Consider the following 23,588-nt stretch of genomic DNA (forward strand, 5'->3'; position numbering starts at 1 on the left):
CTTCCCCGCCTCACTGGACGGATTGTTAAAGGACGTTCACTTATATTGGCCCGAGAAACAAGTGCGGTTCGTTCTCCGTAGACCACAAATGATCGTAGCACCCCTAAGCTGTCAACGGCTACGTATTTGCCCCCTTCATTAAATCTGCGAGATCCTTTCCCGTCAGTGGTTCACGAGCAAGAACAAACACTGTATCGTCACCAGCAATACACCCGAGGACTTCTTCGAAGCTGACACGATCAACGAAACTTGCCAAGTACTGCCCCGCCCCGGGGGGAGTACGTAGGACAGCAATAGGTCCTGAGTAATCGATATACACCACAAGTTCACTGATCATGCGCCGCAGTTTTTCCTGAGCAGCGGTATGATCTTCGCCAAAAGTATCCTTAATTCCACTGACTGCGTAGAAGGATAACCCTTGTTCCGGCCGGATTTTCCTGGCCCCCAGTTCATCAAGGTCCCGCGACAGTGTCGCCTGTGTGATCTCGATACCTTCGGCCGCAAGAAGTTTGGACAATTGAGCCTGCGACGACACGCGAGTGTTGCGCAAAATTTCAATAATCTTTCCTTGACGGGCAGATCGTGAGTTACCCACGGCCAATCTCCTCGAGACGGTAATACGCCTGATGTGCGGTTTTATCGATTTTTTTACGTACGTGCTCAGTATACAATTCCTGGAATTTTGGGCATATTCATCATTGACTGAACCGCACATGACAGACACCCTGCATTCATGCCACTATCCCTCACACAGCAGGTGCACTCCTCTTCGTGATGCCCTCATCGACATCGTCGAACACTGCCCACAAGCGGGTGATCGCTTCGTCAATGTCCTCGTCGGAGATCACGAGTGGCGGCGTTAATCGCACTACATCCTCCGACGTAGCGTTGAGAATGACACCGTGTGATAAACCAGATTTAACCGCTTGTTTCGCGCACGCGTGTGTCAATACGACTCCCAACATGAGGCCTCGACCACGGACCGCCGAAACAACCCTGTGAGACGACAACCCGTCGATAAATCGCTGCCCTTTCACTCGGATCCGGTGACAAAAGTCACTATCAATCGTCGACAAGACAGCTCGCGCTGCCGCACACGACACCGGATTCCCACCAAACGTTGTCCCATGACTTCCCGGTGTAAATAAGGTCGCGGCCTGTCCCCGCGCGAGAACAGCGCCGATGGGCAGGCCACCCGCCAGGCCTTTTGCCATTGTCACAACATCTGGCACTACGCCATCATCACTGTGGGCGAAAAAGGTTCCTGTTCGCCCGACACCAGTCTGGACTTCATCGACAATCATGAGGAGACCAAACTCGTCACATAGTTCACGAACCGCACGTAAAAATCCGGCAGGCGCGGGGATCACACCAGTCTCCCCCTGAATAGGTTCGAGAATAATAGCCGCAGTATCAGCCGGATTCACCTCAATAAGCGCACGGAGATAACGCGCATCTCCATAGGGATAAAATTCAACGCCGGGAACCAGCGGCTCAAACGCAGCACGCTTGTCCGGCTGGCCAGTCAGCGATAATGCGCCCATCGTGCGACCATGAAATCCACTAACCGCAGCAAGGATGCGTTTCTTCCCCGTAAGCCGGGATAACTTCAATGCAGCTTCATTTGCCTCGGTACCGGAATTACAGAAGAATACTTTTGCATCGTTCTGGCCGAAACGATCAATCAACAACCTCGCAACATCCAGCTCCGGTCGATGAGTAAAGAAATTCGACGTATGCGTTAAGTGTCTAATTTGTTCAGTGACCGCCTCGATGATAGCTGTATGCCCCTGCCCCAGGGACGCCACGGCGATTCCGGCAAGAAGATCGAGATACCTATGACCTTCAGCGTCTATTAGCCACGCTCCTTCTCCCGAAACCAATTCGAGAGAAAAATCCCCATACGTATTCATCAGATCATCAGCGGGCGGCATATTCGTCATCCTTCCTCAAAACAGTGCCGTCAGGATAGTTAGACCGTATGTAGCTATCAGGGAAAACCATGGTGCCAATTCCACCCATGGTGAGAAGCTCAAGAATCACAGAATGCTCAACTCTTCCGTCAATAACGTGAGCTGCGCGTACCCCCCCACGCACCGCCCTCAAACAAGCGGTCATTTTCGGGATCATTCCGGAATCCAGACGGGGAAGTACCTCCGACAAAGGAGTCGCCTCAATCTTTGACACCAAGGAATCCTTGTGAGGCCAATCCGTATACAAGCCTTCAACATTGGTTAGCACCACGAGACGTTCAGCGCCTATCGCCTCCGCCAATGCACCTGCAGCAGTGTCGGCATTCACGTTATATACGTCACCATCTATTCCAGGCGCTATACCCGACACGACTGGAACTCTGCCATCCTCGATTAATCCGAGAACATGCGTAGGATCAACATCCCTAATGCGCCCCACTTGGCCGATATCCGTCGCTACTCCATCGACATTAACCAACATTTTTTCGGCAGTGAAGATATTCGCATCCTCCCCCGACACCCCCACCGCATACGGCCCCATCGTGTTAATAAGCCCGACGAGATCACGGCCAACGTGACCAAAGAGCACCATACGCACAATATCCATAATCTCAGGTGGAGTGCGTCGGTAACCGCCAACAAATTCGCTCGCAATACCAAGGTTGCGGAGCATATCACTAATTTGCGGGCCGCCACCATGCACAACCACTGGCTTGGCCCCAACGGTTCGCAGCAACACGATGTCCGCAGCAAACGCTGTCTTCAGGTCCTTATCGATCATGGCGTTGCCACCGTATTTGACCACTACGACCTTGCCATTAAAAAATTGCAGCCACGGCAATGCCTCCGCGAGAACGTGCGCCCGATCCGAATCACTCAAACCCATACCAGCCTCTTTCTTGGCACATCCTAGGTGCTATAAGCGGAATTGATCTCGACATACGCGGACGACAGGTCTGTCGTACGGACAAACGCAGACCCTTTCCCCGATGTCCCGAGATCAACCTCCACAGTGATCTCAGGGCCCGAAAGATCCACTGCGCGAGCATCAGACATTCCTGTCGAATGCCTACACACCGGATGTCCGTTAAAAGAAACACTGATGTTGTCCGGGTCCATATCAGCATCAGCCATACCCACCGCAGCAACTACGCGCCCCCAGTTGGGATCTGAGCCGAACAAAGCGGTTTTCACCAAATTATCCCGGCCGATAGTACGAGACGCACTGAGAGCCTCATCATCGGTGCGCGCTCCCGTGACACTGATCCGAACCCGCTTGGTCACTCCTTCCGCATCCGCTTGCATGGCATCAGCAAGATCTGAGCACGCCGCAAGAATTGCGTTATCGAGTTCATGTTGACTGGGTGTCACACCGGAAGCGCCGCTTGCCATGACAAGCACGGTGTCATTGGTCGAGGTCGCGCCGTCAATATCAAGGGTGTTAAAAGTCGTCGCTGATGCCCGGACCAATGCCTGATGTAACGATTCAGAGCTCACCGCTGCATCCGTTGTGACGAGAACAAGCATCGTTGCCAGAGATGGCGCCATCATCCCGACACCCTTACCCATCGCACCGACGGTAAACCCGCTTCCCTCGACAACAACTTCTTTTGGAACAGTGTCTGTCGTCATAATGGCCCGCGCCGCCCCTGCCCCACCGTCCGGAGTGAGCCCCCTAAGAAGGGCGGCAATGCCGGTATGCATTTTATCCATCGGAAGGCGCTCGCCTATCAATCCGGTGGAGCACACGCCAATATCGTCAACTGCAATTGTCGTCGCAGAGGATACCTGTTCAACCGACGCAGCAACATCATTGTCGCCAGCAACCCCGTTACAGGCATTAGCGTTGCCGGAGTTGAACAGAACTGCCTTCATTGTGCCATTGGCGATGATATTCCGAGTATGTTTCACAGGTGCTGCACAGATTTTATTCCTGGTAAACATCCCGGCAGCATGAAACTGGGGTCCTTCGTTGATAACGATAGCCAAATCTGGTTTACCCGAGGGTTTAATACCTGCGGTTGTTGCTGCAGCAGTAAAACCCACCGGCTGGGTCACAGACATAAGTCCTCCTCGCTAGAGATTATTATTCACTCTACCGCTATATGCATTCACTCGCAGATTATTCATTCTTTATATGGCATAGAACACCATCTGCTATTAGCGCCATCGCGGTGCCACCCCCAATCAACCCACCGTCATGGAGCAAGCCCAACCACACTCAAGCCAGCAGACTCCTCCCAGCCGAGCATCAAGTTCATACATTGGACCGCCGCACCCCCGGTTCCCTTCGTCAGATTATCGATCGCCGAGGTAGCCACTAGTCGACCCGCCCGCCCATCGACTTCAACCTGCACCTGACACACATTCGCCCCAGTAACACTGCGTGTGTCCGGCTGACACCCCTTTGCCAAAACCACGACAAACCGCTCATTACGGTAAAAATTCTCATAACCACAACGAGCCCTGGCCGCATCAACATCGTCAGCAAGCGGCGCCGTAGCAACCGTCAAAATACCCCGCGACAACGGTGCCCGAACAGGAGTGAAACTAACAGATGATACCTCACCCATCTCGGAGAGATTTTGAATAATTTCCGGAACATGCCGGTGAGTACCAGCTGTCTTATACGCCGTAACTGACCCCATTGTTTCCGCACCAAGCAACGACACAGCCGCTTTCTTCCCCCCTCCAGACACCCCCGTAATCGAGGTGATCGCCACATCCGGCACGATGAGTCTTTCAGCAATCGCTGGAAGCAATGCGAGCGTAGCACCTGTGGGAAAACATCCAGGAACAGCCACACGTGACGCAGACCTAATCGACTGACGATGCCCTGGAATTTCAGGAAGCCCGTACGGCCACCAACCCGCGTGCACAGAGCCGTAGTATCTCACCCATTCATGAGAATCATGCAACCGGTAGTCCGCAGCACAGTCAACAACCTTGACTGATTCTGGCAACTGACGGACAATGTCCCCCGATTTTCCATGAGGCAGAGCGAGAAACACCACATCATGCTCCGAGAGAACATCGATCTCCGTGGGCTCAATTACCCTCTCCCGCAGCGAAACGACCTGGGGCATCAGTTCGCCGAGCCGACGACCGGACGACGAATTCCCTGTGAGAGCTCCAACCTCAAGCTCCCCACCGAGATACGCCGGATGCCCAAGAAGAAGTCGAAGTATTTCTCCACCCGCGTAACCAGACGCCCCTGCAATAGCTACTTTGATTGCCATACAAACAGAGTACAGTTTATACGCGTTAGCGTAAACTATACAGAGTGGTGCCGAGGGGCCACGAGGCCACTTAGCCCAGTCCCCCTACGCATCAACGCATATCATCAGCGTCGAAGGACAGCCCCCAGCTCGGAATGCGCACACGCGACAGCCGCCTCCCTCGCCTGATTGCACTCCTCATCAGTCAACGTCCGATCTGGCGCCCTGAACTTTAAAGCAAATGTCATCGACACTTTACCCTCACCCAACGCCTCGGAGCGATAGACATCGAACAATTCAATTGACTCCAACAACGCGCCAGCGCCAGCCATCAGCGAGCGCCGAAGCTCCTCTGAAGCCACGGAATCATCGACAACAACAGCAACATCCTGAAGCACGGCCGGGAAAGGTGAAAGCTGAGGCGACACAGCCCTCTGCACAAAAGGAACCGCGTCAAGATCAATTTCAGCAGCAATAGTCCGTGAAGGAACACCCAAACGTTCACACACTTGAGGATGAAGCTCACCCGCAAAACCAACCGCGTCCTCAGGGGTATAGCCCGCAGATCCCTGCAAGAATACACCAGCACATCGTCCAGGATGCCACGGCATATGCTCAACGTTCGCAAACTCAAAGGTCACACCTATCGCACGCCCCACAACACGAACCAGCTCAATGGCATCCATGGTCTCAACCGCACGCCCAGGCCCCCACGGCCCGTTCGCCGTCCACAAGCCCGAGGCAATTGCAGCCACGTGCAGCGGTTGTCTCGGCAACGAACTGATTAACTGCTCAACCGCCTCATCACTCGGACGAGCCGACACATCCAGCATCGGTGACGAGCCCCCACTACTATTAAATGACACCTGCTCCACACCGTAGAGTGCAACATCTACCTGACCACGGTCAATATTCCGTTTCAGCGAGTCGAGCAACGATGGCAGAAGAGTCGTTCCAATTGAACTGTGATCAAATTCCAGCGGATTGAGAACCTTCACCACATTACGTCGTGGATCATCCCCCTTAAGTCCCCATACATCGAATGTATCGTCCGCAATGAACGGACTCGGCAGCATTTCGGTCCACCCATTCCATGCCAATGCATGCCCTACTGCGCGACGACGGCGCTGACGGGGCGTCAATCCGCACCCCGACGGCGACTGAGGAACAACCGAGGGAATATCCTCAATCCCCTCCAGACGCACAACTTCTTCAGCCAGGTCAGCCTTCATCGCCAGATCTGGCCGCCACGTCGGAGGAACTACCGACAGAGATACAGGCCCTTCCTCCACCGACTGGGACACAGTAACGTCACACCCAATTTCCTTCAGGCGCCTTTCGGCCGTCCCCTGCGGATAATCAACACCCGCCACCATCGAAGGATAATTGTCACCCATCTCGACTGTTGACATGACAGGAACATCACCAATAAGCGTCCGACCAGCGGAAATCTCACCACCTGCAATCTCTGCAATCAGCGACGCCGCAATATCAAGGGCCACCTCCACCACACCAGGATCCACACCACGCTCAAAACGTCGAGAGGCCTCCGTCGAAAGCTTATGACGTCGAGAGGTGCGAGCAATCGTCATGGCATCAAAATTCGCCGCCTCAAGATAAACAGATGTCGTCGAATCACTAATTTCTGACGTCGAACTACCCATGACACCAGCCAAGGATTGAATCCCCTGATCATCCTCGATAACGATATCGTCAGGATGGAGTGCCCTCTCGACGCCGTCCAACGTCACCAGCGTTTCACCCTGCTGGGCGTTTCGAACAGTAAACCCACCGCTAATACGGTCAGCGTCAAAGGCATGCATCGGTTGACCAAGGAGGAGCATCACATAATTCGTCACATCGGTCGAGAGGTTGACCGGCCGTTGCCCACACACCATCAGCTGACGCGCCAGCCAAAATGGAGTGGCAACCGTCGAATCAATATTCCGAATTTCACGAACTCCAAATCGTTTCACTGCAGCCGTGTTGCGAACATCAACCGACAAAGCCTCGCCATCAACTGGTGGTACCTCAATCCGAAGTCCTGCGACAGACGGATCCTCCGCAGGATCAACGTAAGTGAGGCCAAAACTGGACGCAATTTCCCTCGCTAGGCCCCGTGCGGAAAGAGCATAGCCACGGTCAGGGGTGATATTGACGTCAAAAATGGTGTCATCTAGCTGAAGGAATGGGCGTGGATCATCACCAGGCTGTCCTGCCTCCGCCGGAAGAACAATGATGCCTTTATCCTGTACCTTTGAGAGTCCTAATTCCATAGCAGAGCATAGCATCCCCTCCGACACCTGCCCATATGTCTTTCTCTCACTAATCGTAAAACCACCAGGTAGGACCGTTCCCGGGAGAGCCACCACGACGGTATCCCCCTCAGCAAAGTTTCGAGCACCGCAAATAATATGCTGTAACTCGCCAGTACCATTCGCCCCGCCGACATTAACATCGCAGTAACGAATAGGCTTTTTAAAGCCCTCAAGCTCATCAACCTTTTCCACCCGCCCTAACACAAGCGGCCCCGCAGTGTCGGGAATACTGTCATACCCCTCGGTCTCGAACCCGACCCGAACAAACCCTGAATCAAGTTCCTCCGCAGTCACTGACCACCCAGGGTGAGCATGATCCAGAATGTCGGTGATCCACCGTTGAGGCATGAACATAGAGAACTCCTTGATAAAAAATAAATAACAGTCGAAGAATAATGGTGTTCAGAACCTATGCTCTGATGCCAAACGGCCTAGTAAAACGAATATCCCCCTCAACCATGTCCCGCATATCGGGAAGATTATTTCTAAATTGCAGTGTGCGCTCCAACCCCATACCAAACGCAAACCCCGAGTACTCGTCAGGATCAATGCCCGCTGCACGGAGAACATTCGTGTTTACCATCCCGCAACCACCCCACTCAATCCAGCCTGCTCCACCCTTCTTCTCCGGGAACCACACATCAACCTCCGCTGAGGGTTCGGTGAAAGGAAAGTAGTTTGTACGGAACCGAGTTTTCGTATTCTCTCCAAAAAGAACCCGAGCCAAATGGTCCAAAGTCCCATGAAGGTGGGCCATCGTGAGCCCCTTATCGACAGCCAACCCCTCCACCTGATGGAATACTGGAGTGTGGGTTGCATCAAGTTCATCTGTTCGAAACGTACGCCCCGGACACGCGATGTAGATGGGCACATCCCGTGACAGCATCGCCCGCATCTGCACTGGACTGGTGTGGGTACGAAGCACCTGTCCAGAACCTTCTGGTGCAATATGGAACGTATCCTGCAGAGTTCGTGCAGGATGATCAGGCAAGAAATTCAACGCATCAAAATTGAAATATTCGGCCTCAACTTCCGGCCCATCAGCAATCTCCCACCCCATACCAACAAAAATATCTTGGATATGCTCAGATATCTGCGTAATAGGATGCATCGCGCCATCATGGCGACGCGTTGATGGAATGGTCACGTCCACACGCTCCGATCGGAGCACTTCCTGGTTACGTTCTTCTTCGAGAACCGCTTTGCGTTCCGCATACCGCTTTTCGACACGCCCACGAGCCATATTGACGTTCCGACCGGCATCTTTACGCTGCTCCTTAGGCAACGATCCCAACGCCCGACGCGCCATAGGAATCACACCGCTGTCCCCTAAATGCTCTCTACGTACATCGGCGAGCTCCGCCAAAGTCGACGCATCATCAAATGCACATATTGCCGCACCAGCAGCGGCGTTCAGCGATGCTTCAGAAACATCAATATCTGACACGGAGGTCAACCCTTTCACGAAAGACGAAGAACATATGTTGAAAAAGTGGTGGCCACACGCAGGCTGCGTGACAATATCATTCAGAGTGTAGCAACACCATGCGGAGCGCCCAGAGCACGCGAGGCTTCATACAACGTGATTGCAGCTGCCGCGGACACATTAAAAGACTCAGCACTCCCCTTGATCGGTATCCGGATTCTGTAATCCGCAGCCTCAGCGATATCATCCGGCAGACCATGCGCTTCGTTTCCGAAGAGCCATACGCTCGAACGAGCTAAAATCGGCACATTGCCACCACCAAGCTCCTGGCCAGAAGGTTGGCCCGAAACATCCAACGGCACCGTCATCCGCGCACGCCAATGAGCAGCCAAATCAGCTTCCTTATCCAAGGAGGTCTCACCATCAACTGTCGTAGCTATCATTTGGAAGCCCCTGGAAGAAAACCGATCAAGCGAGTTCTGAACATGTCGATCACGTCCAATGGAGATACGAAACACGGAACCCGCAGAGGACCTCACGGTCTTCCCGTTATGAATATCAACGGACTCACCGAGGAACACAACACAATCGGCCCCCACCGCATCCGCGGTACGAATAAAAGTGCCAGCATTACCGGGATCTGACATATTGACCGCAACCGCAACCAATCCGCGCCCTTGTTGTGCCTGACGAATGCACACGTCCACTGACGTCGACAACAGGCCACACACAGCAAAAACACCGCTATACGTCACCGTGGCTGACAACGACGTTGCAGCCTGATGGTCAATGAGACTCGTCGTAATTCGTCGGTTCTGAAAACGTTCCCGTAGATCAGGGAACTTCTCCCATGCACTCTCCGTCAAAAACACTTCGTCAACAAGACCTGCCTCTAACGCACCATCCACCCCGTTATAGCCCTCGACAACGAACTTCTTGCTTTTCCGCCGGCCCGTTGCTGTGAGTAACTTTCGTGCCGCAATGATCCTCGGGGTCCTCGTTGTGAAAACCTGACCAGGGCGATCACCCGTTAAGGAGTGACTATGGGTTCCTTTAGACTCACCGTAGGCGTGAAAGTGGTGCTCGCACATGACTCAACAGTTCTTTCCGGTCACAACAATACTTGTATCAATATATAAAGAAAACGTCGCTCCAAGAATGGAGCGACGAGAAAAACCTGGTGGGATTATTTAGCCGGAGCGTTAACATCCTCGGGCAGGGCTTCTTTGGCAGCTTTGCACAACGCTGCAAATGCCTGCTCGTCAGAGACAGCGAGCTCCGCGAGATTCTTGCGGTCGATGTCCACACCAGCAAGACGGAGCCCCTGGATAAGGCGGTTGTACGTCATATTGTTCTGGCGGGCAGCCGCATTGATACGCGTGATCCACAACTTGCGGAAATCACCCTTGCGGGCCCGGCGATCCCGGAATTCGTAGGTCTTCGAATGGAGCATTTGCTCCTTAGCCTTGCGATACAGGCGGGAGCGCTGACCGCGGTAGCCCTTCGCTGACTTCAGAACTTCGCGACGCTTCTTCTTGGCATTAACTGAACGCTTCACGCGAGCCACAGTGTTTACTTCCTTCTATCTAGTCGGGGGTGTTGTCGAGCGGGTGAGCTTTAGCCCTCGCCCAGGAGCCGCTTAACACGCTTGGTGTCGTTAGGAGAGACGGAAGTATCGCCCTTCAGACGACGAGTGCGGGTCGATGGCTTGCCCTCGAGAAGGTGGCGGCGGTTAGCCTGCTCGCGGCGGAGTTTGCCGGAGCCCGTCTTCTTGATGCGCTTCTTAATTCCGCTGTGGGTCTTCTGCTTCACTGCCGATTTCCTTTGCACAAATTGAATGAGGTGGTCTTGCACACTATCGCAGGTAGCGAGTGGATGAAACTCGCTACATCACGACTTAGGGCACACAACACAACGCGGAGGAACACCTAAGCGCTTCCCCACCGCGCACAGTGCACCCATCCAAGGTAAAAAGGGCTACTTTTTACCCTTGCGGCGCACAGGACCGATAACCATGGTCATGTTGCGACCATCCTGCTTTGGCCGAGACTCAACGACGCCAACTTCGGCGACATCATCAGCCAGCCGCTCCAGCAGCCGGAAACCCAATTCCGGACGAGACTGCTCACGACCACGGAACATGATTGTGACCTTGACCTTGGATCCTTTTTCCAAGAACCGGACAACATTGCCCTTTTTCGTCTCATAATCATGATCGTCGATCTTCGGCCGAAACTTTTGTTCCTTCACGACGGTCTGCTGCTGGTTCCGACGAGATTCGCGAGCTTTCTGTGCCTGCTCATATTTAAACTTGCCGTAGTCCATAATCTTCGCCACTGGCGGCTTCGCGCGGGGCGCGACCTCCACGAGATCAAGATCGGCATCATAGGCAAGTTTGCGAGCATCGTCGGTACGCACAATTCCAACTTGTTCGCCACTAGGACCAACGAGTCGAACTTCGGGAACACGAATTCGCTCATTAATGCGGGCTTCAGCGCTGATGTGAGACTCCTCAATAGGGATGAACATTGACTGGTCTGGCCGCACTGACGTACCACAAGCGCTGAATAATCCCCACGCAACCCCTGGAATGCTTTGACAACACATGAACATGCATGACACTGCTGACGAAGCTATAAATCTTCACGCCAAGTAAAAATCCCCGTGCCACAGAATTCAACTGCACAACGGGGATCCCTCACGCTAAATCTTTACCAGAGTCCAACCAAAAGGCGGTCACGTGGTGGGAATATCCTCCGCTTGTAGCCCGCGTGGTTGCACACCACGACGGACGGTCGTGTGATGAAGATTAGCAGAGATGCGCCAAACCACCAAACGACACACAAAATCCACCCTAATCCAGTGCCTCCACGAGGTCAGCAATGAGGTCCTGAGCCGACTCCAACCCGACAGAAAGACGAACCAAATCGGAAGGAACCTCCAGGACAGAACCCGCCGTCGACGCATGTGTCATTGCCGAGGGATGCTCAATCAACGACTCAACCCCACCCAAGGATTCAGCAAGAGTAAAAATCCGAACCCGACCACATAGCCGCTGTGCAGCCTCACGATCATTCAGCCGTATAGAAACCATCCCACCGAAGCCCCTCATGTGTCTAGTAGCAACTGCATGACCGGGGTGAGATTCCAACCCCGGATAGATGACATCCTTCACAGCTGGATGCTCTACCAACCGAGTAGCAATCGCTAATGCGTTAGCACTGTGCCGCTCCATCCGTACAGGCAAACTCCGCAGCCCCCGCAACGTAAGGAAAGAATCGAATGGACCAGCAATCGCACCAGCAGAATTCTGCATGAATGCCACAGCCTCGTCGATTGTTTCGTCAGCCGTCACGACCGCCCCACCGACGACGTCAGAGTGTCCACCGATATATTTCGTCGTCGAGTGAACAACGATGTCCGCTCCCAGCACCAGTGGCTGCTGCAAGGCAGGAGTAGCGAAAGTGTTGTCGACAACCAACCGAGCACCGACGCTGTGAGCAATCTCCGCCACACCCGGGATGTCAGCAATCGTTAAGAGCGGATTTGTAGGGGTCTCAACCCACACAAGTTTCGTTGATGAGGTGACCGCTGCCTTAACAGCCTCCAGATCACTGATAGGCGCGGGAGTGTAATCGATCCCCCACTGAGCAAACACTTTGTCGATTAAACGGAAAGTTCCGCCGTACACATCATTCGGAATAATGATGTGGTCACCTGGCTTCAACAAAGCGCGAAGAACCGAATCCGTCGCTGCCATTCCAGAACTAAAAGCACGCCCGTATTTACCGCGTTCAAGTTCAGCGAGCGCCTGCTCCAACGCAGTACGCGTGGGATTCCCAGTTCGGGAGTATTCATATCCTCCACGCAGACCACCCACTTTGTCTTGAGCAAACGTGGATGTCGCATAGATCGGTGGATTCACCGCTCCGGTCGACGCGTCCGGAGCCCATCCAGCATGCACAGCAGACGTTTCTATTCCGTGGTCGGATAGAAGTTCTTGCCCGTTATTACTCATTGCCTGTCCTCCCATGTCATGGTCGTACGGACTAGTCACTGCCCGTGGTACTTGTACTGGCCGTGGTAGAGAATCCAAGAAGATCCTGACGCGTGACCACTCCAATAGGAACTCCGCCAGCAAGTACCATCAGTGCATCCACTCGAACGAGCCGTCGGACAGCCGAAGATACTCGCTCTTGATCACCAATGAGTGGCATCGGATCTTCCATCACCGACGACACTGAGTCCAACAGCGAATACCCATCCTCGTACACCGCCTGCAACAATCCTCTTTCAGACACCGCTCCACGGACATCACCAACAACTATGGGTGGCTCTGCACCTACAACAGGCATCTGAGACACATTAAATCTCCGCAGCACCCCCACCGCGTCGCGAATAGTTTCATTTGGATGGACATACACAACCGTTGGCAAACCATTCCCCGCATCGTTTTTTCGACGGATGATATCCGCAATCGTCAACTCGTCCTCATCGCGGAGATGCCCCGTATCAAATCCGTACGAACGCATCCACTCATCGTTAAAAATTTTGCCAAGGTAGCCACGGCCACCATCAGGCAAGAGAACAACAACTTTCGAGCTCGGATCGCGCTGAGCAACTTTCAAGGCAGCAACAACTGCCATTCCCGACGAGCCACCTACCAACAAACTTTCTTCTCGGGCCAAAGGACGCGTCATCGAAAAAGCTTCCGCATCCGTAACGGAAATAACCTCATCGACAAGACTGCGATCATAGGTGTCTGGCCACATGTCCTCGCCAACCCCTTCTGTAAGAAAAGGACGTCCTGAACCACCTGAATACACAGACCCCTCCGGATCAGCCCCAATGACTTTGACACGCCCATGCGATATCTCTTTAAGGAATCGGCCAGTGCCTGTGATCGTTCCTCCTGTACCAATACCAGCGACGAAGTGGGTTATTTCTCCGGTAGTATCCCGCCAAATCTCGGGGCCAGTTGTTTCATAATGACTTTCCGGGCCATTCAGGTTTGAATACTGATCAGGTTTGAAAGCCCCAGGTGTTTCTGCGACCAAACGATCAGATACTGAGTAGTACGAATCCGGACTCTCTGGTTCTACAGCACTTGGGCAGACAACAATGTCGGCACCGTAGGCACGAAGAACATCGATCTTGTCTTTTCCCACTTTGTCAGGGCACACAAACACGCACGTATACCCACGCTGCTGAGCAATCATCGCTAGCCCGACTCCAGTATTGCCCGACGTCGGTTCAATGATTGTTCCACCCGGCTGAAGCCTGCCGTCCTTTTCTGCTGCATCAATAATCTTCTTCGCAATACGATCCTTGGAACTCCCACCCGGGTTGAGATATTCAATTTTCGCCGCTACCAGGCCCGCCCCATCAGGAACAACGGATCGTAACTGCACTAATGGTGTACCGCCGATGGCCTCGGTGATATGTTTCAGCAGTGTCATAATTCCGAGTATAGGAACAGCAACCCCACATAGTTAGACCACTTGGTCTAGAAATAATGTGGCATTGAGAAAATGCTATTACCCAGAAAGCGCCTCAGCCAGGTATGCAGCTGTATAAGAGCCCGTTTCTTCCGCCCTGCCCGCAACATCCTCTGGAGCACCCTGATCAACAACACGACCACCACCAGAGCCACCTTCAGGGCCCATATCGATAATCCAGTCAGCCATTTTGATGACATCCACATTGTGTTCAATCACAATGACCGAATTACCTTTATCAACCAGCCCCTGAATCACCACCATGAGCTTCCGAATATCCTCAAAATGTAAACCTGTCGTCGGCTCATCCAAAATGTACACAGTTCGACCCCGTGAACGCTTCTGCAGTTCAGACGCAAGTTTTACACGCTGCGCTTCCCCACCAGACAATGTTGTCGCCGACTGCCCCAAGCGAACATAGCCAAGGCCAACGTCGACCAGAGTGGCAAGATACCGGTGAATCGACGTAATCGGCTCAAAAAAGTCAGCCGCCTCGGAAATAGGCATATCAAGAACCTCAGCGATGTTCTTACCCTTATAGGTGATCTCAAGAGTCTCACGGTTATACCGCGCCCCATGACACACTTCACACGGAACATACACATCAGGAAGGAAATTCATCTCAATCTTAATCGTGCCATCACCACGACACGCCTCACACCGACCCCCCTTGACGTTGAACGAGAACCGACCAGCTTTATAGCCACGCACCTTCGCTTCCTGCGTTTCCGCAAAAAGACTACGAACCTTGTCAAACACGCCTGTATACGTCGCAGGATTTGAGCGCGGTGTCCGACCAATTGGACTCTGGTCAACCTGGACCAACTTGTCGAGGTGGTCGAGACCTTCCACTCGACGGTGCCGACCTGGCACCACTCGAGCACCGTTGAGATCACGCTGAAGCGTCGATGCGAGAACACTATTTACCAGGGACGACTTCCCGGACCCAGACACACCTGTCACCACAGTTAACACGCCAAGTGGAAACGACACGTTGACATTCTTCAGGTTGTTTTCCTGCGCTTCAACAACCGTGATCGTGCGATCGCTGTCAATCGGGCGCCGAGCATCTGGGACAGCTAAAACCCGTCGCCCAGACAAATAATCTCCGGTTAACGAATCCCTACATTCCTCGACTCCTGCAGGCGGCCCCTGATAGACCACCTCCCCACCAAATTCACCAGCTCGCGGGCCGATATCCACCAACCAGTCAGCTGTACGAATGGTTTCTTCGTCATGCTCAACAACAATCAGGGTGTTTCCAATATCTCGCAGATGCTCAAGCGTAGCAATAAGGCGTTCATTATCTCGCTGGTGAAGACCAATCGATGGTTCGTCTAGCACATACAACACACCAGCAAGCCCGGAACCGATCTGCGTCGCCAACCGAATACGCTGAGCTTCCCCACCAGAGAGCGTTCCTGCAGACCGCGACAGCGACAGATACTCCAACCCAACATCAAGCAAGAAGGTCAGTCGCGCCTGAACCTCCTTGAGCACACGCCCTGAGATCATTTCTTCGCGGGATGACAACGTTAAAGAACGCAAAAACACCGATGCCTCAGAAATGGATAGCTCGCTGAGTTCCGCTATCGACAACTCACGATGCGCTCCTCTATCGTCATCACCAGACACCGTTACCGACAGAACTTCCGGCTTTAAGCGGGCACCATGACACTTCAGACATGGCACGTCACGCATATACGCAGTAAACCGCTGCTTTTGTGCATCAGAGTCAGCATTTTCAATCCGCCGATGAAGGAAAGGCATGACCCCTTCAAACGGCGCGTTATATTTCCTCATCCTCTTATACGCGTTGCGATATCGAATTGAAATCTGATGATCAGATCCGTGCATGATCACGCGCTTCTGAGACGCCGTAAGATCCCTCCACGGGGTTGAGGGTGACACCTCTAATTCTTGAGCAATAGCCTCAACCATCTTCGAGTAGAAAGTAGAGTGATTACTTGCCCACGGCGCAATGGCATCCACAAGTGGCTTTGTATCATCAGGGATAACAAGTGCCTCATCAACGGTAAGGGTACTACCCAATCCATCACACTCTGGGCACGCCCCATACGGCGAGTTGAACGAGAACGTTCTCGGCTCTAACTCGTCAATCGCCAACGCATGCCCATTGGGACAGGCCATTTTTTCACTAAACCGACGGAAACGGTGCAAATGACTATCATCGAGACCGACAAAATCAAAAATAACGACACCGTCAGCGAGATTCAATGCGGTTTCCACAGAATCTGTCAGGCGCTGTTTCTGGGACGGTTTTACTGATAGACGATCAATGACAACCTCGATGTTGTGCTTGACTTGCTTCTCTAATTGAGGAACCTCAGAAATATGATAGGTCGTCCCATCAACGCGGACGCGAACATACCCCTGAGCAGATAGATCCTCAAAAAGATCGACAAATTCCCCTTTCCGGGTTCGAACCACAGGCGCGAGAATCTGGAATTTCAGCCCATTGTCCATATCAAGAATCTGATCAACAATTTGTTGCGGAGTCTGCCGCTCGATGACCGCCCCACACTCCGGGCAATGGGGTACACCAATGCGGGCATACAGGAGACGAAGATAATCGTAGACTTCCGTGATCGTCCCCACGGTGGAGCGTGGATTATGATTGGTGGATTTTTGATCAATCGACACCGCCGGGGAGAGACCCTCAATAAAATCAACAGCGGGCTTATCCATTTGCCCAAGAAATTGACGGGCATACGAACTCAACGATTCGACATAACGCCGTTGCCCCTCAGCAAAAATGGTGTCGAAAGCTAAAGAGGACTTCCCCGATCCTGACAACCCCGTAAAAACGATAAGTTCGTCGCGAGGCAAATCAATATCAACACCCTTTAAGTTATGCTCACTGGCTCCACGAACGATCAGTCGATCTGCCACAAATTTCCCTTCTTACAACCGTATTCTCAGTGTCGTACACATCACGCCTATTATGCGAAACTAATACCAATCCATTCTAGGACCAACCCCGCCCCGCTGCACGCCCGACGAGTACACATCTAGGGTGGACTCATGAGCACTCCACCCACCAATCAGACACCACCGATGTACTCCACTCACAGCGAAGGTCATCCGCCTCGCCGGACCAAACGCCAAATTCCTCTTAGCTCATACACCGGACATATTGACAAACCACGGCAAGCCCAGCGGCTCACGTACAACAGCCCCTACACTCCGGACAGCGATGCCTCCGACATTCCACCTGACAACAATGTGTCCATCATCAAGACATCTGTCGGCCCGATGGACAATTCGTGCTATCTCCTAGCAGTGAATGGTGACGCAGTCCTGATCGATGCTGCAACCGATGCACCCTTTCTGCTTGACCTCGCCGACGCCGCAGAACTCACCATCACCGATATCATCACAACCCATTCCCATCACGATCATGTTGGTGCGCTCCGTGAGGTGATCTACCAAACAGGGGCACGACATCACGCATCACGCGGAGATGCGCCGGAACTCCCGGCAGAAGTCAACCGCACGGTCGGCGACGGCAGCCCACTTGACCTCGCTGGCTCTTCTCTCCACCGCCTTCAGTTGCGTGGCATCACCCTCCATGGCCACACGAGTGAAGGTCTAGCCGTCGTCTTCGACCCATCCTTGTCATTAGGGATTACGGCACCCACACACATCTTCACTGGTGATTCACTGTTCCCTGGCGGCGTCGGAAAAACAACCTCCCAGGACGATTTCACGCTCCTCTTCAACGACGTCACCACAAAGCTTTTTGATGTGTATGCTGATTCAACCTGGGTTCATCCGGGACATGGTGATGATACAACGCTGGGCACAGAACGCCCTCACCTCGACGAGTGGCGACAACGCGGCTGGTAACGCTGTATCTTCTCCCCTGACAATCACAAGCGACCACCCTCTACGCATAATTGGAGACGCTGTGGGAAAGCCCACAACCGATGCTGAACACACCGCTATTGCACAGGAACAACACATTCTCGACGTGCTCTTCGATTACGTCGATACTCAGCGCCGACTCACTGAGGACACCATGAGCTCGGTGCTTCGGCGCCGTACCCGCGACCCCCGTGGACTCCTCGAAAGGGAAACCGACTACAGCACACTGCATGATCGGTTGACCATGTTGTCGTCCGCAGAGATTGGTTTATGCTTCGGACGAATCGATGTCGTTGACAACGACGATGAAGGCCCTGAAAATCCTTCTCCTGATAATCCCGAATTAGATCGCCGGTACATCGGTCGCATCGGAATATCAGATAAAGATGACGACTATCGAACACTCCTCATGGACTGGCGAGCTCCCGGCGCGCGGCCGTTCTATTTGGCGACAACAGCGCACCCTGAGGGAGTCTCCCTTCGCCGACATCTGCGAACGAATGGACGCACGGTCACGCATGTCACTGATGAATACCTTGATGTCGACGCCGCGGCAGCCGAGAATCAGGGTGTCCATGTCACTGTGCACGGCGCTGGCGATGAGTCCCCTCTCCTCGCCGCCCTCAATGCCGCCCGGACTGGGCACATGACCGACATCGTCGCCACTATTCAACGTGAACAAGACACGATCATCCGGGATCCTTACCGGGGAGTCACGGTCGTTGAAGGCGGCCCAGGGACTGGAAAAACCGCGGTAGCCCTTCACCGCGTCGCATACCTTCTCTACACCTGGCGTGATGTACTCTCGGCTACAGGTGTATTAGTTCTCGGCCCCAACCGGACGTTTATTGACTATATCTCTCACGTGCTACCTACCCTGGGAGAGGGAGGTGTCGTCCTGTCGACGGTTGGCGATCTCTATCCTGGGGTCACAACCTCACGTATCGACTCTGAACTCGGTAGAGAAGTCAAAGGGTCGATAGCCATGGTCGAAATCCTCACCAGAGCCGTAAGGAATTATCAGCGAGTACCAGAGCACAGTATCGCTCTCAACATCGACGGGCACCGCGTGACCGTCACACCCGCGATGGTACGGACAGCACGCACACGGGCCCGTCGATCGCGGAAGCCGCACAACCGAGCCCGCACTGTTTTCCATGACACTTTTCTTGACATCCTCACCGATACCCTGGCAGACCACATTGGTGAAGATCCGCTAGGTGGTCGTAACCTCCTCTCTGCTAGCGACCATGCAGCACTACGCGATGACCTCAAAGAGGAAACGACAGTAGTCGAGTTAATGGACAGTCTGTGGCCAGAACTCGATCCGATCAACGTGCTTGCACAACTATACAGCGATAGCGACGCCTTACTCAACGCAACCCGCGACTACGACGACCTGACCCGTGACGCTCTCCGCAGATCCGAGGGCCGGGACTTTTCCACCTCCGATGCTGCCCTCCTCGACGAACTTGCCACGATTATTGGGGTGGCCGACGTTGAGGAAAAACGCGCTCGCGACGAGCGCGAACGATCTCAACGCATAGCGGAAGCACAAGATGCACTCGACATATTGGCTGGATCCGCCTCTCAAGATGTCGATGATGGGTTTGATCCCGAAATCCTCATGGCCTACGACATCCTTGATGCTGATGCACTCGCCGAACGCCAGCGGGTACGAGATCAACGAACCACAGCTGAGCGCGCCTACGAAGATCGATTGTGGTCCTACGGTCACGTCGTCATCGATGAGGCACAGGAGCTCTCTGCAATGGAATGGCGGATGATTATGCGGCGGTGCCCAAACCGCTGGATGACGTTGGTGGGCGATACCGCGCAAACAGGAAGCCCGGCCGGCGTGGAATCGTGGGCAGAAACATTGGAGCCATTCGTGAAATCACGGTGGCACCATCATCGACTCACCGTCAATTACAGGACCCCCAAAGAAATTACGGATATCGCAGACCATCTCCGTCATACAGTCGCACCAGGGATCAAACCGGATACCGCAATCCGATCCAACAATCGTCACCCGCGATTCATCACCGTCCCTGAACTAACCTCATGTCGTCTCATCAGCACTCACGATGGCCACTACACTGAACCGGCCACACCGGCGAGCACTGCGCTCTCACGCGTCCGCAAGAAACTACGCCACCTTGTCATGGAAATTGCCCGCACAACAGCCCCAGAGGGGACCATCGCCATCATCACCGCCGAAGATAACACCGGCCTTCGTTCCCACCTCACCAGAGCTGTCGATGGTATCGATATCCCACAAACACTCACCGTCGTAGGCACCTCGGGCATCAAGGGACTGGAATTTGATGAAGTAATCATTATTGAACCCGAAGATATTGCATACTCGGCAATCCAAGGATTCCAAGATCTCTACGTGGCCACCACACGAGCGACACAGGGCCTTACCATCTTGTATTCTGGACAACCGATTTTCCCGATCAGTTGACCTATACGTGCCTGACTACCCCGTGTGCAGCCCCCGTACTATGTCCGACGACGCTCACCCATCCCTAATCCACGGTGTGAACAATCATGACGTCACAGTTGGACTGACGAGCAACATCAGCAGGCACTGATCCTAAAAGACGACCAGTCAACGAATTAATCCCGCGGTTGCCCACCACCAAGAGATCCGCATCAACCTCTTTCACAATGGCCATAAGAGCGTCGACCGGGGTTCCTTGACGAACAGTGGTCTCAACCTTGGTAGCACCAACCCGGCGCGCTGTTTCGACCGCGGTTTCTAGGTTTTTACGTGCGGGATCATTGCCAAGGACAGTCACCGAATCTTGACGGAGGGTTTTTGAGGCTTGTTCTTGGTTTTCGTAGTAGGCGCATCCGATGACAACTGTGGCATTGAGCGCAGCGGCTATCTCGGCTGCTCTTTCCACTGCGAGGAGTGATGATTGGGACCCATCGGTACCCACAACAATTGTTGAATATTTGCTCATGTCTACCTTTCCACCCTGATGCGTCGACGTTGTCGACGGTCGCGTTAGCTTTATGGTACGTCACTGAGCCGTACTTCACTCTGGATTCGTTGGCCTATTCCACACCTGCTTCGGTGATTTCTTTCAGTTCTTTTTTGACGCCTACGAGTTCGTCACGGAGCCGCGCGGCGAGTTCAAATTTGAGGTCGCGAGCTGCGTCGGCCATTTGTTGAGTGAGGTTATCGCGAAGAGTGACAAGGTCGTCGCGTGTCATTTCTGTGTAGTCGGGGTCATTGTCGCCGGCTAGTGCTGTGTCAGACCCTAGTGATGGCGTACTCGTGTCGTCGGTAGTGCTCTGATCTGCGTCGCTGTCATTGTCGTAGACCTGGTCGAGAATGTCTGCAATTTTCTTTCGCAGTGGCTGCGGGTCGATGTTGTGTTCTTTGTTAAATGCGATTTGTTTGTCTCGCCGTCGCTCAGTTTCGTCGATGGCTTGCGCCATCGAGTCGGTGACGGTGTCTGCGTACATGTGGACTTCACCGCTGACATTGCGGGCTGCACGTCCGATTGTCTGGATGAGGGATCGTGTGGATCGGAGGAAGCCTTCCTTGTCTGCGTCGAGGATGGAGACGAGACTGACTTCAGGCAGGTCAAGCCCCTCACGGAGGAGGTTGATGCCGACAAGGACGTCATATGTCCCAAGGCGTAGGTCACGGAGGAGCTCGACGCGCTGGAGGGTGTCGATGTCTGAATGGAGGTAGCGGACGCGGATTCCTGAATCTGACAGGTAGTCTGTGAGGTCCTCGGCCATCTTCTTTGTGAGTGTGGTCACGAGGACGCGCTCATCCTTGTCCGTTCGTTGCCGAATCTCTTCCATGAGATCATCGATCTGGCCTTTAGTGGGTTTGACCACGATTTTTGGGTCCACCAGTCCGGTGGGCCGGATAACTTGTTCGACGAATTCTCCACTGGTTGATTCGAGTTCGTAGTCGCCGGGGGTCGCTGACATATAGACGCATTGTCCTTTGCGCATGTCGAATTCATTCCAGGTCAATGGCCGATTGTCGAGGGCACTGGGAAGTCGGAATCCGAAGTCGATGAGGTTCCGCTTCCGTGAAGCGTCCCCCTCGAACATGCCGCCGATTTGTGGAACTGTGACGTGGGACTCGTCGATGATGGTGAGGAAATCCTCCGGGAAGTAATCGATGAGGGTCGCTGGTGCGCTGCCGGGCTCACGCCCATCAATGTGGCGTGAGTAGTTCTCAATGCCCGAGCAGAATCCGACTTGTTGAATCATTTCAAGATCGAACTCGGTTCGCATCCGGAGCCGCTGTGCTTCGACAAGCTTTCCTCGATTCTCAAGGTCGGCTAACCGGTCTTTGAGCTCTGCCTTAATCGCGTCTTGAGCCTTCTCCATACGTTCTGGCCCTGCTACATAGTGAGTCGCAGGGAAAATTCTGAGATGATCATGACTGTCGATGACCTCCCCGGTCAGCGGGTGGATAGTATGAAGACTATCGATCTCATCGCCAAAAAACTCGACGCGCACACCCACCTCTTCATAAGCGGGGATAATATCGACAACATCACCTTTCACCCTGAATGTTCCTCGGGTAAATGCGACATCGTTCCGCGTGTATTGAATGTCAACGAGCACACGAAGGAACCGATCCCGGTCAACATCATCTCCTACACGAAGCGGAACTGACCGATCCAAGTACGACTGCGGTGTACCCAAACCGTAGATACATGATACTGAACTCACGACAACGACGTCGCGTCTCGATAGCAGATTCGAGGTTGCTGAGTGGCGGAGACGCTCAACATCCTCATTGATAGAAGAATCTTTTTCGATATATGTGTCTGTCTGGGCGATGTAGGCCTCAGGTTGGTAGTAGTCATAGTAACTGACGAAGTATTCGACGGCATTATTCGGCAAGAGTTGTCTCAGCTCATTCGCAAGTTGAGCTGCAAGCGTCTTATTCGGTGCCATCACGAGAGTCGGGCGCTGTTGCTTTTCGATGAGCCACGCGGCAGTCGCTGACTTCCCTGTCCCGGTGGCGCCCATCAACACAACATCGCGCTCTCCACGACGAAGCCGTTTATCAAGCTCGACGATTGCCTGAGGCTGGTCACCAGCTGGGGCATAATCACTGACAACCTCAAACGGCTTCTCAGTACGCTCGATCTCACCGACCGGGCGAAATTCGGAGTGTGACAGGATAGGATGTTCCGCAGCAAAAGCCATAATCGCGAGTGTAACCTGCACGACACGCTCATGTCGTTCACAATCACCGGAAGCGAACACACACGGTG

General features: G+C 53.6%; 18 protein-coding genes. 2 read left to right on the forward strand and 16 right to left on the reverse strand.

Going from position 1 to position 23,588, the window contains the following annotated elements:
- Nucleotides 1-118: 118 nt before the first annotated feature.
- The 14 genes from V5S80_RS07230 to uvrA form a co-directional block, all read right to left on the reverse strand.
- The gene (locus V5S80_RS07230) at nt 119-601 is read right to left on the reverse strand and encodes an arginine repressor (protein ID WP_395170099.1); all 483 of its coding nucleotides are present in this window, start codon (nt 599-601) and stop codon (nt 119-121) included.
- A gap of 145 nt (nt 602-746) precedes the next feature.
- Nucleotides 747-1,943: an acetylornithine transaminase gene (locus V5S80_RS07235; RefSeq protein ID WP_395170100.1), complete on the reverse strand. Its 1,197-nt coding sequence runs from the start codon at nt 1,941-1,943 to the stop codon at nt 747-749.
- Nucleotides 1,921-2,859, reverse strand: a complete 939-nt coding sequence (argB, locus tag V5S80_RS07240; RefSeq protein WP_395170101.1) for an acetylglutamate kinase — start codon at nt 2,857-2,859, stop codon at nt 1,921-1,923. Before argB ends, V5S80_RS07235 begins: the two co-directional genes overlap by 23 nt.
- A 23-nt stretch (nt 2,860-2,882) precedes the next feature.
- Nucleotides 2,883-4,037: a bifunctional glutamate N-acetyltransferase/amino-acid acetyltransferase ArgJ gene (argJ, locus tag V5S80_RS07245; RefSeq protein WP_395170102.1), complete on the reverse strand. Its 1,155-nt coding sequence runs from the start codon at nt 4,035-4,037 to the stop codon at nt 2,883-2,885.
- Between the two features lie 134 nt (nt 4,038-4,171).
- On the reverse strand, nt 4,172-5,212 hold the full coding sequence (argC, locus tag V5S80_RS07250) for an N-acetyl-gamma-glutamyl-phosphate reductase (protein ID WP_395170103.1): 1,041 nt from the start codon (nt 5,210-5,212) through the stop codon (nt 4,172-4,174).
- A 104-nt stretch (nt 5,213-5,316) separates the two neighbouring features.
- On the reverse strand, nt 5,317-7,863 hold the full coding sequence (gene pheT / locus V5S80_RS07255; protein WP_395170104.1) for a phenylalanine--tRNA ligase subunit beta: 2,547 nt from the start codon (nt 7,861-7,863) through the stop codon (nt 5,317-5,319).
- A gap of 55 nt (nt 7,864-7,918) precedes the next feature.
- Entirely contained in the window at nt 7,919-8,956 is a 1,038-nt protein-coding gene (gene pheS, locus V5S80_RS07260; protein WP_395170105.1) for a phenylalanine--tRNA ligase subunit alpha, read from the reverse strand.
- An 80-nt stretch (nt 8,957-9,036) separates the two neighbouring features.
- Nucleotides 9,037-10,026: a TrmH family RNA methyltransferase gene (locus V5S80_RS07265; RefSeq protein ID WP_395170106.1), complete on the reverse strand. Its 990-nt coding sequence runs from the start codon at nt 10,024-10,026 to the stop codon at nt 9,037-9,039.
- Nucleotides 10,027-10,121: 95 nt separating this feature from the next.
- Nucleotides 10,122-10,502, reverse strand: a complete 381-nt coding sequence (gene rplT, locus V5S80_RS07270) for a 50S ribosomal protein L20 (RefSeq protein WP_395170107.1) — start codon at nt 10,500-10,502, stop codon at nt 10,122-10,124.
- A gap of 50 nt (nt 10,503-10,552) precedes the next feature.
- Entirely contained in the window at nt 10,553-10,747 is a 195-nt protein-coding gene (rpmI, locus tag V5S80_RS07275) for a 50S ribosomal protein L35 (protein WP_395170108.1), read from the reverse strand.
- 165 nt (nt 10,748-10,912) lie between these two features.
- Entirely contained in the window at nt 10,913-11,464 is a 552-nt protein-coding gene (gene infC / locus V5S80_RS07280; RefSeq protein ID WP_395170223.1) for a translation initiation factor IF-3, read from the reverse strand.
- A 325-nt stretch (nt 11,465-11,789) separates the two neighbouring features.
- Nucleotides 11,790-12,953 carry a cystathionine gamma-synthase gene (locus tag V5S80_RS07285; protein WP_395170109.1) on the reverse strand — a complete coding sequence of 388 codons (1,164 nt, stop codon included), beginning with the start codon at nt 12,951-12,953 and terminating at the stop codon, nt 11,790-11,792.
- A gap of 31 nt (nt 12,954-12,984) precedes the next feature.
- A complete protein-coding gene (locus tag V5S80_RS07290) occupies nt 12,985-14,394 on the reverse strand; it encodes a cystathionine beta-synthase (RefSeq protein WP_395170110.1) in 1,410 nt (469 codons plus the stop codon).
- Between the two features lie 78 nt (nt 14,395-14,472).
- Nucleotides 14,473-17,346 carry an excinuclease ABC subunit UvrA gene (gene uvrA / locus V5S80_RS07295; protein WP_395170111.1) on the reverse strand — a complete coding sequence of 958 codons (2,874 nt, stop codon included), beginning with the start codon at nt 17,344-17,346 and terminating at the stop codon, nt 14,473-14,475.
- A gap of 132 nt (nt 17,347-17,478) precedes the next feature.
- On the opposite strand from uvrA, the gene V5S80_RS07300 reads away from it, so the two are divergent.
- Nucleotides 17,479-18,303: an MBL fold metallo-hydrolase gene (locus tag V5S80_RS07300; RefSeq protein ID WP_395170112.1), complete on the forward strand. Its 825-nt coding sequence runs from the start codon at nt 17,479-17,481 to the stop codon at nt 18,301-18,303.
- 61 nt (nt 18,304-18,364) lie between these two features.
- Nucleotides 18,365-20,788: a HelD family protein gene (locus tag V5S80_RS07305; RefSeq protein WP_395170113.1), complete on the forward strand. Its 2,424-nt coding sequence runs from the start codon at nt 18,365-18,367 to the stop codon at nt 20,786-20,788.
- 64 nt (nt 20,789-20,852) lie between these two features.
- Here the strand turns inward: V5S80_RS07305 and V5S80_RS07310 are convergent, their stop codons facing one another.
- Together V5S80_RS07310 and uvrB are read right to left on the reverse strand one after the other, a co-directional pair.
- The gene (locus V5S80_RS07310; protein ID WP_395170114.1) at nt 20,853-21,293 is read right to left on the reverse strand and encodes a universal stress protein; all 441 of its coding nucleotides are present in this window, start codon (nt 21,291-21,293) and stop codon (nt 20,853-20,855) included.
- A 94-nt stretch (nt 21,294-21,387) separates the two neighbouring features.
- Nucleotides 21,388-23,520 (reverse strand): excinuclease ABC subunit UvrB, encoded by a 2,133-nt coding sequence (gene uvrB / locus V5S80_RS07315; protein ID WP_395170115.1) that lies wholly within the window; start codon nt 23,518-23,520, stop codon nt 21,388-21,390.
- Between the last annotated feature and the right edge of the window lie 68 nt (nt 23,521-23,588).

The organism is Corynebacterium sp. PCR 32 (assembly GCF_037464985.1).
In the GTDB taxonomy this organism is placed as follows: domain Bacteria; phylum Actinomycetota; class Actinomycetes; order Mycobacteriales; family Mycobacteriaceae; genus Corynebacterium; species Corynebacterium kroppenstedtii_D.